The organism is Mesorhizobium sp. J8 (genome assembly GCF_016591715.1).
Classification (GTDB): Bacteria; Pseudomonadota; Alphaproteobacteria; order Rhizobiales; family Rhizobiaceae; genus Mesorhizobium.
Map to the genome: position 1 here is coordinate 1420999 of NZ_AP024109.1, position 12275 is coordinate 1433273.

A 12275-nucleotide genomic window follows, 5' to 3' on the forward strand; every position below is an offset into this window, starting at 1 on the left:
GCCGGCGCGGGGCTGCCGACCGCCCGTCGGGATCGGCCTCGCCAGCCTCTTCGCCGTCTTCCACGGCCACGCCCATGCCAGCGAGGCGACCCGCGCGGCCCTGGCCTATGTCGCGGGCTTCACGCTCTCGACCGCAGCGCTGCACGGGCTCGGCGTCGGCGTGGGGCTGAAGCTCGGCAAATGGCCCAGACCCGCGCGGGCATCGGCATTCTCGTCGCCGGCTTCGGTGCGGCACTGGTCTTCGGTGGCTAGGAGGCAGCTATGAGCGTCAGCCACACACCGCGCAGCGAGGATGTCGTCTATGTCTACGAGGCGCCGCTGCGCCTCTGCCACTGGGTCAACGCCTTCGCGATCTTCACCCTGGCCGGAACTGGCTACCTGATCGGCTCACCGCCGCCGGCGGTCGGGGGCGAGGCAAGCGCCAGCTTCCTGTTCGGCTGGATCCGCTATCTGCATTTCAGCGCCGGCTACGTGCTTGCCGTCGGCTTCGCCTTCCGCATCTACTGGGCGTTCGTGGGCAGCGAGCATGCCCGCCAGATCTTCCTGCCGCCTGTCCTGAGCGGCCGGTTCTGGCGCGAGCTCTGGCAAGAGGTGCTCTGGTACGCGATGCTCGTCAAGGAGCCGATGAGATATTCCGGGCACAATCCGCTCGCCACGCTCGCCATGCATATCCTGTTCGTCTGGTTCACGATCTTCATGATCGTGACGGGGTTTGCGCTCTACGGCGAAGGCGAGGGGATGGGGTCGTGGCAGTACGGCCTGTTCACGAGCTGGGTGATTCCGCTCTTTGGCCAGAGCCAGGACGTCCATACCTGGCATCATCTCGGAATGTGGGTGATCATCTGCTTCATCATCGTCCATATCTACGTCGCGTTGCGTGAGGACATCATGTCGAGGCAGTCGATCATCTCCTCAATGTTCTCGGGCTGGCGGACCTTGCGAGCCAACGAGGCGCCCAAGGACTGACTCCCACCGATGCTTGTGACCGCGAGCACTTGGCCGGTGCGGCGTGCAGCCGCGCCGGCCTTCTTTTTGCCGGCTGACAGGCGACTTTTCTGCGTGTGAAATGTCTGCTTCCCGCCAACTTTGTCGTTGGGTGTGGAAGGTCTCTTTCTGACTGGCTGACGAAACTGGCAGCCCACGTTTCAGTATTGAGCCGCGACCGGCCCTCGTATCCTTGCTTTTGCTGGGTTCGCCCGAGCCTCGTAAATTTGGCCCGCTTCTTGCGCCTTCTGTCGGAAAGCTGGAGGTAGGAGAAAAAGCCTTTGGAGGACGCACCCTCGGTGCTGGTACTCGGCATCGGCAATCTGTTGTGGGCCGACGAAGGCTTCGGTGTCCGCGTCGTGGAAGAATTCGACCGTCTCTACGAGTCTCCCGAAAACATGCGCGTGATGGATGGCGGCACGCAGGGCATCTATCTCGTCCAGCACATCCGTCAGGCCGATATTCTGGTCGTCTTCGACGCGGTCGACTATGGCCTGCCTCCCGCCACGATCAAGGTCGTCGAGGGCGACGAGGTCCCCGCCTTCCTCGGCGTGAAGAAGGTTTCCCTGCATCAGACCGGCTTCCAGGATGTGCTGGCAATGGCGGCGATGATGGGCGACTACCCTCGGCATCTGCTCCTGGTCGGCGTGCAGCCCGAGGAGTTGGAGGATTATGGCGGCAGTCTACGCCCGGCTGTCAGGGACCGCATCGCCCCGGCTATCGGCATCGCCGTCGACTGGCTTGTCCGCCGGGGAGTAATAGTGGAACGACGCGCCGAGCCGCTTGCCGAAGACGAGACGCTCGCTTCGTGCGAGATGCGGATCGGCCTCTATGAGAGCGGGCGGCCGCGGCCCGACGAGGCCTGCCGCATCGGCGATGCGCGCATCCTGCAAGGCGGCGGCTTCCGCGCACCGGAGAATTACGAGAGCGAGATCGATCTGCTTCTCGGTTCGCGGGCAGGGCAGGGCTGATGTGCGTCGGCGTGCCCCTCGAGGTGATCGAATCGCACGACGGCGTTGCGCTCTGCCGGGGGCGTGCCGGACTGCACCGGATCGACATGACGCTCACCGGTGACCAGCCGGCCGGCACGTGGCTCATCGCCTTCCTCGACGCGGCGCGCGAGGTGATCACGCCTGAGGCTGCGCGCCGGATCGCCGACGCTCTAGAAGCCGCCGAGCGAGCGCTCGCCGGCGAGACCGACCTCGACCATCTCTTCGCCGATCTCGCCGGCCGCGAACCGCAATTGCCGGAGCACCTGCGCGCCGCTCTTTCAGCACAAACCACGGAGCATGCCTGAGTCCATGTTTTCGCCGCTACTCAGCACGATGATCGAGCGCCACGGCATGGCTGTCGTTGACGAAATGACGGTGCATGCGTTCGCCGAAAACCACGACTTCACGGTGCTCTTCTTCCCCGGCGACTGGCAGCGGCTCGTCGAGAGCAATGACGTGGCGGTGATCCTGCCGGAGCTGGCCGCAGCCTTCCAGGGCGTGTTCAAGGCGGCGGTCGTGGCCAAGGAGAGCCAGCGCAAGCTGCAGAGCCACTTTCGGGTCAACGCGTTCCCCGCGCTCGTTTTCCTGAGAAACGGCCGATATCTCGGCGTGATCAAGCGTGTGCTCGACTGGGAGGACTACCTCGGCGAGATTTCCTCCATCCTGGCGCGCGAGCCTTCCGCGCCGCCGCCCTTCGAACTACCGGAGGGCTGCGCAACCGGCAATCATCACGATCACGACCATTTCCACTGAGCGAAGCCGGGGAGGGTTAGAAACATGGCGATCACGTCTTTCGGCGGCCTGGGGCCGGGCTCGCAGCCGGTCGAAGAGGACGGCGGCGAGCTGCAATATATGGAGATGCCTAACGGCATGCGCGCCTTCGCCCGGCCGATCCTGCCCGAAAAGGAAGAGGTTGCCGGGCTGCGGGCGGCACTCGACGTCCTCTCGGCGGTGGCCGACAGCCTCGCCGCCTTTTCGTCCGGGCGCTCCAACGCGGTCCATGACCTCGCCGGCCTCGACAACGCCAACCTGGCACTGGTCGACCAGGTGCTTGGCGAAGGCGAGATGTCGGTCATCTGCGGCGACGATGTCCAGGCGCAGGAGTCGGTGCTTGCCGGAGTCTGGCGCATCCGCCGGTCAGGTCCGGACGGCCGACTCGCGAGCGACACGATCGAGGTGGGGGCCTTCCCGTCCGCCGTGATGGCGGAGGCCTTCGCCGGGAGCCGCGACTCGCTCGCCGCCCCGCCGGTCTACCCGGCGGGCGTCTTCAACGCGCCGCCGCTGATTGCCGAGATCAACGATCACATAGGCCGCACGGGGCCGGGCGTCGAGCCGCACGTGATCAACCTGTCGCTCCTGCCGCACACGGAAAAGGATCTTGCCTTTCTCGATAAACTACTGGGACAGGGCCCCGTCGTGGTCCTCTCGCGCGGCTACGGCAACTGCCGCGTTACGACGACCGGGACGCGGGATGTATGGTGGGTGCGCTTCTACAATTCGACCGAGGCGCTGATCCTCAACACGATCGAGGTGACGGCCCTGCCAGAGGTCGTCAGCGCCGCGCCGGAAGACATCGCCGACAGCCACGGCCGGCTGCTCGAAATCCTCGAGGTCTATCGATGACTGCGTCCTTCTTCGACGGCTCCTATGGCGGGGACAACGCCAAGATCGGCCCGGCGACGCGGCTCGAGTGCAAGATCTGCTGGCACGTCTATGACCCGGCTGAGGGCGACGACTACTGGCAGATACCCCGCGAAACGTCTTTCGCCGAGCTGCCGCTGCATTGGAGCTGTCCCAATTGCGACGGCTCCCGGAAGGATTTCATGGTGATAAAGGACGATTAACTTGAATCAATCGCTTGCCGTCGCGCGCTGCCTAGAGTCCGCCTTTCAAAGGATAGAGCGGACAGCCATGGAGGGCATCCCGATCCTCAATCCCACGCTGTCCGTCCGGGCGCTGGGCGTGCGGATGTGGCAGGGCGAGTGGCTTGCGGTTCTGATCACGCCCTGGTTCATGAATCTCGTTCTGTTGCCTGCCGCAGGCGCCGAGGCGCGTTCCCGCATGCAGCTCGGCGCCAAGGAGCACGTTGCATTTCCTGCGGGCAGCTTCGAATTCACACACGTCTACGAGGAGGAGCTTGGCGCCTACCTCACCTGCTCGCTCTTCTCGCCGGTCTTCGAATTTGCCGATCAGGAGAGCGCGGAAGAGACCGCGCGGCAGGCGCTTGCGGAGCTTTTCAAGGGCAAAACGGATGACGACGAAGACGTCGACATGGTCCGCGTCTGGGAGGGCCGCTTGCCGGACCCCGCCGCCGGGCCGGATGAAGAGGGTAGCCTCCGGGCCGCTGCAAAGCCTCTGCCGTTGACCCGCCGCGCCTTGTTCGGGCTTCGCCACGAGGAGGCCCAGCAATGAGCCTTGACAGCCGCGTCGTGATTGACCTGTTCTGCGACGGCGGCGCGGTCCTTCAGGCGAGTGTCCAGCCGGCACATGCGGTTGCCCTAGGCCCGATCGTGAAGGGAAGATCGGCTACGGAAGCCATCGCTGCGATCGCGTCGCTGTTCAGCGTCTGCGGCATGGCGCAAGCGGCGGCCGGCGTGGAAGCCGCGGAAGCGGCAATGGGCATAGAGACCCACCTGCGAACGCAAACGGCGCGACGGCTCCTCGTGCTTGCCGAAACGCTGCGCGAGCACCTCGTCAGGATCGGCCTCGACGTTCTGCGTCTCGTCAACGTCGCGCCGGAGGTCGTGCTCCTTCGCCGCGCCATGGCGCTGCCTCTGCGTCTGAAAGAGGCGCTGTTTCCCGACGACGACGCTTTTGTGCCCGGTGCGCAAGCCAGATCGCCAAGCTCCAACGCTAATCGCATCGCCGCGGAAGCCGCTGAACTCACGCGCGCCCTGGTTCATCCGGAAGCAGAACGCCTTTGCGAAATCGACCGGGCCGGTTTCGCCGCCTGGGCTTCGGCGGGCAGCACCGCCGCCGCGCGCCTTGTCCACCCGATCCTGGCAAGAGATTGGGCCACGATAGGCTGCCCTAAAACAAAAGCTGAAAGCGAAAAGTCGCAGCCGCCTGCGGACACGACTTGCCTCGCCCGGCAGGCTGGCGAGCCGCTCGTGGGTCGCTTCCTCTCGGCGGAGGGCGAAGGAGGGCTCGGCGCACGTCTGGTGGCGCGTTTCGTCGAGGCGACAAAGCTTCCCGGCGAGATCACCGCCGGCCTCGGGGTGCTGCGGGAGGATGGTAGCCCGAATGGCCGGACGGGTGAGAGCGAAAACGCGGAAGGCCGGCGTAGCCCCTTATCCGACTGCCGGCTCCTGCCCGCAAAGGACGAGGAAAGCGCTTTCTCCGGCATCGGCTGCGCCGAGGCCGCGCGCGGCAGGCTCGAGCACCGCATCGTTCTTCGCGAAGAGCGTGTGGTCGACTATGCGATCGACGCTCCGACAAGCAGTCATTTCGGCGAAAACGGAATCGGGGAACGCTCTCTTGCGGCGCTCGCTGCGCCGACCCGTGCGGAGCTCGCGCTGCAGGCCGACCTTCTCGTTCGCGCTATCGACCCCTGCGTCGGCTATGAAGTGAGGTTCCACTGATGCACGAGATCGCGATTTGCGAGAGCATCCGCGGCATCTTCGAGGAAGAAGCCGAAAAGCAGGCTTTCGTCAGGGTCGACCGCGTCTGCCTTGAGATCGGACGGCTCGCCGGTGTCGAGGTCGAGGCGTTGACATTCGGCTTCGACGTGGTGATGCGCGGGTCGCTCGCCGAGGGCGCGCGGCTCGATGTTCTGGAGATCGAGGGCCGCGCATGGTGCATGCCCTGCGGCCGCAGCGTCGCAATAGGCCAGCGCTACGAACCGTGTCCAGGTTGCGGAAGCCATCAGCTGCAGGTGACCGGCGGCGACGAGATGAGGATCAAGGAATTGGAGGTGAGCTGATGTGCAGCGTTTGCGGATGCGGCGAAGGCGAGGTGCGGATCGAAGCCAAGGCCGGCCATCGTCATCGCCGCGAAGACGGCCATCACGGCAATGACCATCACCACAGTCATGCCGTCCATGGTCACGGACACGACCACCACCATCACGACCACCATTTACACGGCTACGGTTCGGACCCCGCCGGAGCCCATGCGCCCGGCATGGACCAGGCGCGGCTGGTCCAGCTCGAAAAGGACATTCTTTCCAAAAACAACCGTTATGCCGCCGAGAACCGGGAGCTTTTCGCCGCGCGCGGCGTGCTCGCGCTCAACCTCGTGTCGAGCCCCGGCTCAGGCAAGACGACGCTGCTGTGCCGCACGATTGAGGCGCTGAAAGGCAAGGTTACGGCCGCCGTCATCGAAGGCGATCAGCAGACCTCGAACGACGCCGAACGCATCCGCGCCGCAGGGGTCGCGGCGATCCAGATCAACACCGGCAAAGGCTGCCATCTCGATGCGCACATGGTAGGCCATGGCGTCGAACATCTCGATGTCGCCGCGGGTTCGCTGCTCTTCATCGAAAATGTCGGCAATCTCGTCTGCCCGGCCGGCTTCGATCTCGGCGAGGCGCATAAGGTGGTGATCCTCTCGGTCACCGAGGGCGAGGACAAGCCGCTCAAATATCCCGACATGTTCCACGCTGCGGACCTGATGATCCTCAACAAGACGGACCTTGTGCCGCATCTCGACTTCGGTCTCGAAGCCTGCATCGCCAATGCGCGCAAGGTCAATCCAAAGATCAAGGTCCTGCAGCTTTCGGCGCGGACCGGCGAAGGGATGACCGACTGGACCGGATGGATCTTCGCCGCCCGTGCGATGGCGCTTGCCGGCCATCCACTCGAGGCCGAATTTCGGACTGAACTGAAGGGATCGGCCTGATGTGCCTCGCCGTGCCCGCCCGCGTGGTGGAACTCCTGGACAACGACATGGCGGTCATCGCCTTCGACACCCTGAGGAAGCGCATCTCGCTCGCGTTTGTCGAGGATGTGGCGATCGGCGATTTCGTTCTCGTCCATGTCGGCTATGCGCTTCACAAGGTGAGCGTCGAGGAGGCAGAGCGCACGTTGAAGATGATGGCGCAAGCGGGTGTGCTTCAGAAGGAACTGGAGGCGATCTCGGCATGAAATATGTCGACGAATATCGCGACCAGGAACTCGCGCGCACCGTTGCCGCTGCGATCGCGGCCGAGGTCGATCATGGCAGGAGCTACCATTTCATGGAATTCTGCGGCGGCCATACGCATGCGATCTTCCGCTACGGCGTGCAGGACCTGATGCCTGAGAACGTGCATTTCGTCCACGGTCCAGGCTGCCCGGTGTGCGTGCTACCGGTCTCGCGGCTCGACGATGCCGTGGAACTTGCCGAACGGCATGGCGTGATCCTCTGCACCTATGGTGACATGATGCGCGTGCCGGATACCAAGCAGCGGAATCTTATCCGGGCAAAGGCTGACGGCGCCGACGTGCGCATGGTTTATTCGACGCTCGACGCGCTCAGGATCGCACGCGAGAATCCGGACCGGCAGGTCGTCTTCTTCGCCATCGGCTTCGAGACCACCACGCCGCCTACCGCAGCCGCGCTCAAGGCGGCCGAGGCCGAAGGGCTCAAGAATTTCAGCGTCTTCTGCAACCACGTGCTGACCCCGCCGGCTATCAGCCACATCCTGCAGTCGCCGGAGGTGCGAGACCTCGGCATCGTGAAGATCGATGGCTTTCTCGGACCCTCGCACGTCTCCTCCGTGATCGGTTCGCGGCCCTACGAGTTCTTCGCTGAAGAGTTCCAGAAACCGATCGTCATCGCGGGCTTCGAGCCGCTCGACGTGATGCAGTCGGTGCTGATGCTGATCCGTCAGGTCAATGAGGGGCGGCACGAGGTCGAGAACGAATACATCCGCGTAGTGACCGAGGAAGGCAATTTCAAGGCGCAGGCGCTGGTGAGCGAGGTCTTCGAGCTGCGCAAGAGCTTCGCCTGGCGCGGGCTGGGCATAATACCTAAGAGCGCCCTCCGCGTGCGCGACGCCTATGCCGATTTCGACGCCGAGAAGCGGTTCGAGCTGTCGGTCAAGGCTTCGCGCGAGGCGAAGTCATGCGAGTGCCCGTCGATCCTGCGCGGCGTCAAGAAACCGACTGACTGCAAGCTGTTCGCCACGGTCTGCACGCCGCAGAACCCGATCGGCTCCTGCATGGTATCACCGGAAGGCGCCTGCGCGGCCTACTGGACCTACGGTCGCTTCCGCGAACAGCAGCCTTCCAAGCTGGAGCCAGCCGAATGACCGTGGCCAATCCCAGGCTCGCCGCGGACACCGCGCGCGTCCGCGGTTCGGTCGACATGACCCACGGCGCGGGCGGGCGCGCCATGGCCGAGCTCATCCGCGACATTTTCCATAAGCACCTCGCCAACCAGTATCTGGCGCAAGGCAATGACGGGGCGCTTCTGGGCAACGTCTCTGGCCGACTGGTGATGGCGGCCGACAGCCACGTCATTTCGCCGCTGTTCTTCCCGGGTGGCGACATCGGTGCGCTTTCCGTTCACGGCACCGTCAACGACGTCGCGATGATGGGTGCCCGCCCCCTCTGGCTCTCCGCCTCCTTCATCCTCGAAGAGGGATTTTCCCTCGCCGAGCTCGAGAAGATCGTCGTCTCGATGGCGCTGGCAGCGCGCCAGGCCGGCGTTCCGGTGGTCACCGGCGACACCAAAGTCGTGGAAAAGGGCAAGGGCGACGGCGTGTTCATCTCCACGACGGGAATCGGCGTCCTCTCCGAGGCCACTGATATCGCTGGAAGCAACGCGCGGCCCGGCGACGCGATCATCGCCTCCGGCACGATGGGCGATCACGGCATCGCGATACTTTCCAAACGCGAGAATCTCGACTTCGAGACCGAGATCTTGTCCGACACGCAGCCGCTCAACGATCTGGTTGCCGCAATGCTCGCGGCAGTCCCTGGTATCCGCGTGCTGCGCGATCCGACCCGGGGCGGGCTCTCGGCCACGCTCAATGAGATTGCGCACCAGTCGAAGGTCGGCATGGTGATTAAGGAAAGGGCTGTGCCGGTAAAGCCGGAAGTCGCCGCGGCCTGCGAACTGCTCGGCCTTGATCCGCTCAACGTCGCCAACGAAGGCAAGGTGATTGCCATTTGCGCGGCGCACGACGCTGCAACCCTGCTCGCCTCCATGCGCACCCATCCCAAGGGACACGATGCGGCGATCATTGGCGAAGTCGTCGCGGACGAGCACGCGCTGGTTACCACGCACACCCGGCTCGGCGGCATGCGTGTGGTCGACTGGATCGCCGGCGAACAACTTCCCAGGATCTGCTGAGATGCGAGCCTTGCTTCCCGCCACCGCCTTCAATGCGCTCAGCCAGAGACTCTTCGTCGGGACGAAGGGCACGAGGTCTTGATCGAGATCGACGTCAATGACCACCGCACGATCGAGGCGGTCGAGCTCTTCGAACTTGAGCTGGTCGTTGCACCTTGCCTGAGACGTGCGATCCCAGCGGCCCAAATCTACGAGAGCAATCCTGCACGATCCGTGATCTCAGGCCCGGCGAAGCCTTTTGCGATCATGGCGCTGCGCTACACGGTCCATTGAGGGCCAGCGATGGGGATGCTCCTGGCCGCTTCGCCCACCGCCCGGGGTCACCTGATGCGGGTCTCCGGCGCCGTGCAGGGCGTCGGCTTCCGCCCAACGGTCTGGCGCATCGCCACCGCCCTCGGACTCGCCGGCTACGTGCGCAACGATGCGGCGGGCGTCGAGATTACGTTGTGGTGCAGCGATGCCGAACTGGGCGCCTTCAGGCAAAGGCTCACCGCAGAGTGTCCGCCATTGGCGCGCGTCGACGCGATTCAAATCATTGATCTGGAAGGTGCGCCTCCGGCGGGCGGCTTTGCCATCGTTGCGAGCGCCGGCGGACGGGTGAGGACAAGCGCCGTCCCGGATGCCGCATGCTGTCCGGAATGCCTCGCTGAAATCCTCGACCCATGCGACCGTCGCTACTTCTACCCGTTCGCGAACTGCACGCATTGCGGTCCGCGCTTTTCGATCATCGAAGCAATTCCATACGACCGCGCCTCGACCTCGATGAAAGGCTTCGTCATGTGCGAGGAATGCCGGGCCGAGTACGAGAACCCGGCGGACCGGCGTTTCCATGCGCAGCCGATCGCCTGCCCCGCCTGCGGCCCGCGGATCTGGCTTGAAAACAGGGCTGGCATTGCAGTCGAAGGAGCGTCGAAGGCCGTTATCGACAGGGCGGCCGCCTTGATCGCATCGGGGCACATCCTGGCTCTCAAAGGTGTCGGCGGCTTCCATCTCGCCTGTGATGCGACCGATGACGATGCCGTCGCGCGGCTGCGCAGTCGCAAGCGGCGCGAGGCGAAGCCTTTCGCGCTGATGGCACGCGACCTTCGGCAGATCGAGGAATTGGCTTGCATTTCCACCGAGGAACGCCAACTCCTCGCCTCGCGCGCGGCTCCGATCGTGCTGCTGCACGGCCGCAGGGACTTTCGCGTTGCGGCGGGGGTTGCTCCCGGCAATGACCGGCTCGGCTTGATGCTGCCCTACACACCGCTCCACCACCTCCTGATGCGGGCGCTCGACCGGCCGATAGTCCTGACTTCGGCCAATCGTTCCGCTCAGCCGCAGTGCACGGAAAACGACGAGGCAAGATGCGAGCTCGGTGGCATTGCCGATCATTGGCTGATGCACGATCGAGCGATCGTCAACCGGCTGGATGATAGCGTTGTGCGCTGCGATCGACATGGCGTGTCGGTGCTGCGCCGTGCCCGGGGCCTTGCGCCGCAAGAGGTTGCCGTGCCGGCCGGGTTCGACGGCTCGCGGCGGGTATTTGCCGTCGGTGGTGATCTCAAGGCTGCCGTGTGCCTGGTCGGCAACGGCAAGGCGCTGCTTTCCCAACACCTCGGCGACCTCAAAGAACCGAAGAGCGAGCAGGCCTGGCGAGACGCCGCTGCGCTCCACTGGAATATCTTCGAGGCAAAGCCGGATATGGTCGTCGCCGACTTTCATCCAGCTTATCGCTCGACGCGCATCGGTCTCGAACTCGCGCGCGAGGCGGGGGTACGACTGTTCCGGGTCCAGCATCATCACGCCCATCTCGCCGCTTGCATTGCTCAGCACGGGCGCGCTCTCGACGCGCCCCCGGTACTTGGCGTGATCCTCGACGGTACGGGCTTCGGCGACGACGATACGATCTGGGGTGGCGAGTTCCTGCTGGGCGATTACCGCCGCTACGAGCGTCTTGCCCATTTCGACGCGGTTGCGATCCCGGGCGGCGACAGGGCGAGCGGCGAGCCTTGGCGCAATGCCTATGCGCATCTTCGCGCTGCCTTCGGTCCCGATTTCCTCGCCGGTCCGGTGGGCAATCTGCCAGTTGCAAGGGCTTTGGCCGAAAAGCAGCACGGCGCCGTGGCGCAAATGATCGAAAGAGGAATCAACGCCCCGCTCGCATCCTCCGCCGGTCGCCTGTTCGATGCTTGCGCTGCCATCTTGGGCACATGCTTCGAGCGCCGGTCCTATGAAGGGCAGACGGGGATCGAACTGGAGGCGCTGGCCAACCCGTTCATGGAGGAAGCGGAGGCCTGGCCGCTGCCGCCGCAGAGCGGTTCGACCATCCGTTGGAGAGGGCTTTGGCAGGCCTTGCTGTCGGACATAATCGCTGGCGTCGAGACGGGCCTGATCTCAGCGCGTTTCCATAAGACCCTCATCGCAATCATATCGAGCACCGCCGCTCGTCTGGCCGGCGAGCACCGGGTCGATACGATTGCTCTTTCCGGCGGCGTCTTCCAGAACCGACTGCTGCTCGAAGGCATGTTCTCGGGACTCTCCGCCGCTGGGTTCGAGGTGCTGGCCCATTCGAACGTCCCGGCTAATGACGGGGGGCTGGCGCTCGGCCAGGCGATGATAGGCGTAGCCGCCCTCGGCTAAAAATGGTGCAGTTGCCTACCGTTCAGAGCCTTTGCTTGCATAAGGATGCCAACGCCAGCTGCATCTCCGATGCGGAGAGTCGAGGCACAGCGGATCTGGGCAAGCTCGCGACCGAAGTTCACGCTGTCCGGAGCAAGACATCCTTATCGTGCACTAGCCTGCCGCGATCAGTGCATTAACGTAAAGCCGCAGTCGTCAATTTGAATCGAGGAGGCCAGGCTCGAAATAACTCCGACATTTCGCCGTCGGCTTTGTTCGGTTGGCGACACTGGCGATGTTGCGTGACACTGTCCCGTTCAAGCCGAACCGCTGAAAACTTCAGAAAAATCTCGGTTGGCCTGGAATGGCATGATCCTTGTTAGTCCCCATTCGCCAGACGTGGCCGCAGCCGACCACGCC

At 64.4% G+C, this 12275-nt stretch carries 16 protein-coding genes; all 16 read left to right on the forward strand.

The window, feature by feature from the left end; all coding sequences use genetic code 11:
• Positions 1-31 precede the first annotated feature (31 nt).
• The 16 genes from MJ8_RS32715 to hypF all read left to right on the forward strand — a co-directional run bounded on the left by MJ8_RS32715 (position 32) and on the right by hypF (position 11876).
• Entirely contained in the window at positions 32-265 is a 234-nt protein-coding gene (locus tag MJ8_RS32715; protein WP_412177108.1) for a HupE/UreJ family protein, read from the forward strand.
• Positions 262-966, forward strand: a complete 705-nt coding sequence (gene cybH, locus MJ8_RS06505; RefSeq protein WP_201413619.1) for a Ni/Fe-hydrogenase, b-type cytochrome subunit — start codon at positions 262-264, stop codon at positions 964-966. Before MJ8_RS32715 ends, cybH begins: the two co-directional genes overlap by 4 nt.
• A gap of 299 nt (positions 967-1265) precedes the next feature.
• Positions 1266-1955 (forward strand): HyaD/HybD family hydrogenase maturation endopeptidase, encoded by a 690-nt coding sequence (locus MJ8_RS06510; protein WP_201413620.1) that lies wholly within the window; start codon positions 1266-1268, stop codon positions 1953-1955.
• A complete protein-coding gene (locus MJ8_RS06515; protein WP_201413621.1) occupies positions 1955-2281 on the forward strand; it encodes a HypC/HybG/HupF family hydrogenase formation chaperone in 327 nt (108 codons plus the stop codon). Before MJ8_RS06510 ends, MJ8_RS06515 begins: the two co-directional genes overlap by 1 nt.
• Before the next feature lie 4 nt (positions 2282-2285).
• Positions 2286-2729, forward strand: a complete 444-nt coding sequence (locus MJ8_RS06520; protein ID WP_201413622.1) for a hydrogenase-1 expression HyaE — start codon at positions 2286-2288, stop codon at positions 2727-2729.
• Between the two features lie 24 nt (positions 2730-2753).
• The gene (locus MJ8_RS06525) at positions 2754-3599 is read left to right on the forward strand and encodes a hydrogenase expression/formation protein (protein WP_201413623.1); all 846 of its coding nucleotides are present in this window, start codon (positions 2754-2756) and stop codon (positions 3597-3599) included.
• Complete coding sequence (locus tag MJ8_RS06530; RefSeq protein ID WP_201413624.1) at positions 3596-3820, forward strand: rubredoxin; 225 nt, start codon at positions 3596-3598, stop codon at positions 3818-3820. The genes MJ8_RS06525 and MJ8_RS06530 overlap by 4 nt, the downstream gene beginning before the upstream one ends.
• Positions 3821-3887: 67 nt before the next feature.
• Entirely contained in the window at positions 3888-4388 is a 501-nt protein-coding gene (gene hybE, locus MJ8_RS06535) for a [NiFe]-hydrogenase assembly chaperone HybE (RefSeq protein ID WP_263649641.1), read from the forward strand.
• Positions 4385-5557 (forward strand): hypothetical protein, encoded by a 1173-nt coding sequence (locus MJ8_RS06540; protein ID WP_201413626.1) that lies wholly within the window; start codon positions 4385-4387, stop codon positions 5555-5557. Before hybE ends, MJ8_RS06540 begins: the two co-directional genes overlap by 4 nt.
• On the forward strand, positions 5557-5898 hold the full coding sequence (gene hypA / locus MJ8_RS06545; RefSeq protein WP_201413627.1) for a hydrogenase maturation nickel metallochaperone HypA: 342 nt from the start codon (positions 5557-5559) through the stop codon (positions 5896-5898). The genes MJ8_RS06540 and hypA overlap by 1 nt, the downstream gene beginning before the upstream one ends.
• Positions 5898-6815 (forward strand): hydrogenase nickel incorporation protein HypB, encoded by a 918-nt coding sequence (gene hypB / locus MJ8_RS06550; protein ID WP_201413628.1) that lies wholly within the window; start codon positions 5898-5900, stop codon positions 6813-6815. The genes hypA and hypB overlap by 1 nt, the downstream gene beginning before the upstream one ends.
• A complete protein-coding gene (locus tag MJ8_RS06555) occupies positions 6815-7060 on the forward strand; it encodes a HypC/HybG/HupF family hydrogenase formation chaperone (protein ID WP_201413629.1) in 246 nt (81 codons plus the stop codon). The genes hypB and MJ8_RS06555 overlap by 1 nt, the downstream gene beginning before the upstream one ends.
• Positions 7057-8208, forward strand: a complete 1152-nt coding sequence (gene hypD / locus MJ8_RS06560; RefSeq protein WP_201413630.1) for a hydrogenase formation protein HypD — start codon at positions 7057-7059, stop codon at positions 8206-8208. Before MJ8_RS06555 ends, hypD begins: the two co-directional genes overlap by 4 nt.
• Entirely contained in the window at positions 8205-9254 is a 1050-nt protein-coding gene (gene hypE, locus MJ8_RS06565) for a hydrogenase expression/formation protein HypE (RefSeq protein WP_201413631.1), read from the forward strand. The genes hypD and hypE overlap by 4 nt, the downstream gene beginning before the upstream one ends.
• A 78-nt stretch (positions 9255-9332) precedes the next feature.
• Positions 9333-9527 (forward strand): hypothetical protein, encoded by a 195-nt coding sequence (locus tag MJ8_RS06570; RefSeq protein ID WP_201413632.1) that lies wholly within the window; start codon positions 9333-9335, stop codon positions 9525-9527.
• Positions 9528-9536: 9 nt separating this feature from the next.
• Positions 9537-11876: a carbamoyltransferase HypF gene (gene hypF / locus MJ8_RS06575; RefSeq protein WP_225248156.1), complete on the forward strand. Its 2340-nt coding sequence runs from the start codon at positions 9537-9539 to the stop codon at positions 11874-11876.
• Positions 11877-12275: the final 399 nt, after the last annotated feature.

What these genes read in the sequence shown, in the direction of transcription:
- MJ8_RS06520 (WP_201413622.1), top strand. Translation starts at nt 2,286, where the DNA reads ATGTTTTCGCCGCTACTCAGCACGATGATCGAGCGCCACGGCATGGCT.
- cybH (WP_201413619.1), top strand. Translation starts at nt 262, where the DNA reads ATGAGCGTCAGCCACACACCGCGCAGCGAGGATGTCGTCTATGTCTAC.
- hypA (WP_201413627.1), top strand. Translation starts at nt 5,557, where the DNA reads ATGCACGAGATCGCGATTTGCGAGAGCATCCGCGGCATCTTCGAGGAA.
- hypF (WP_225248156.1), top strand. Translation starts at nt 9,537, where the DNA reads ATGGGGATGCTCCTGGCCGCTTCGCCCACCGCCCGGGGTCACCTGATG.
- MJ8_RS06525 (WP_201413623.1), top strand. Translation starts at nt 2,754, where the DNA reads ATGGCGATCACGTCTTTCGGCGGCCTGGGGCCGGGCTCGCAGCCGGTC.
- hypD (WP_201413630.1), top strand. Translation starts at nt 7,057, where the DNA reads ATGAAATATGTCGACGAATATCGCGACCAGGAACTCGCGCGCACCGTT.
- MJ8_RS06540 (WP_201413626.1), top strand. Translation starts at nt 4,385, where the DNA reads ATGAGCCTTGACAGCCGCGTCGTGATTGACCTGTTCTGCGACGGCGGC.
- MJ8_RS06530 (WP_201413624.1), top strand. Translation starts at nt 3,596, where the DNA reads ATGACTGCGTCCTTCTTCGACGGCTCCTATGGCGGGGACAACGCCAAG.
- hypE (WP_201413631.1), top strand. Translation starts at nt 8,205, where the DNA reads ATGACCGTGGCCAATCCCAGGCTCGCCGCGGACACCGCGCGCGTCCGC.
- hypB (WP_201413628.1), top strand. Translation starts at nt 5,898, where the DNA reads ATGTGCAGCGTTTGCGGATGCGGCGAAGGCGAGGTGCGGATCGAAGCC.
- hybE (WP_263649641.1), top strand. Translation starts at nt 3,888, where the DNA reads ATGGAGGGCATCCCGATCCTCAATCCCACGCTGTCCGTCCGGGCGCTG.
- MJ8_RS06515 (WP_201413621.1), top strand. Translation starts at nt 1,955, where the DNA reads ATGTGCGTCGGCGTGCCCCTCGAGGTGATCGAATCGCACGACGGCGTT.
- MJ8_RS06555 (WP_201413629.1), top strand. Translation starts at nt 6,815, where the DNA reads ATGTGCCTCGCCGTGCCCGCCCGCGTGGTGGAACTCCTGGACAACGAC.